The sequence below is a fragment of the Pseudomonas sp. GW821-FHT09C08 genome (genome assembly GCF_059418125.1).
In genome coordinates this window covers 1-661 of sequence record NZ_JBWKPG010000024.1, presented here as the reverse complement: position 1 = coordinate 661, position 661 = coordinate 1, and the positions used below count along the sequence as shown (strand labels likewise).

General features: G+C 55.4%; 1 protein-coding gene. It reads left to right on the top strand.

Translation table 11 applies throughout. The features are described 5' to 3' along the window. Positions 1–624: IS3 family transposase (locus tag AC07OJ_RS30860; protein ID WP_495095801.1), on the top strand; the 624-nt coding region annotated here is incomplete at its 5' end. Between the last annotated feature and the right edge of the window lie 37 nt (positions 625–661).

Sequence of the window (661 nt, the reverse complement as noted above, 5' to 3'; positions counted from 1 at the left end):
GATGTCGGGCGGTTCATGGCTCGCAGCTTGATGCGAGAAGCAGGCATTGTCAGCCGTCAACGCCGGCGCCATAAGTACAAGTCACCTGGCGTGGAGGCTTTGGTGGCACCGCATGTGCTCAAACGCAAGTTTGATGTTGCGACGGTCAATCAGGTGTGGTGTGGGGACGTGACGTACATCAAAGTCGGCAAGCGTTGGCTGTATTTCGCGGCGGTTCTGGACTTGTTCGCTCGCCGGATTGTGGGCTGGTCGTTTTCGATGATCTCTGATGCCACGCTGACCTGCGAAGCCCTGCGCATGGCGATTGAACTGCGCGGTCGCCCAAAAGACGTACTGTTTCACTCCGACCAAGGTTGCCAGTACACCAGCCATAAATTCAGAAATGAACTGCTGGAACATGGACTCCGACAAAGCATGAGCCGTAAAGGCGAATGCTGGGACAACGCTCCGATGGAGCGTTTCTTTGGAAGTTTGAAATCAGAGTGGGTGCCAGAAGCAGGCTACGGGTCGGAACATGAGGCCCGAGCGGATGTGCAGCGCTATGTATCGCGCTACAACATCACCAGGCCGCATAGCTACAACGACTATCGGTCACCAGTCGCCAGGGAGAAGCTGGTGGCGTGAAACCTTAATCGGTGTCCAAGATTACTTGACCAGTTCA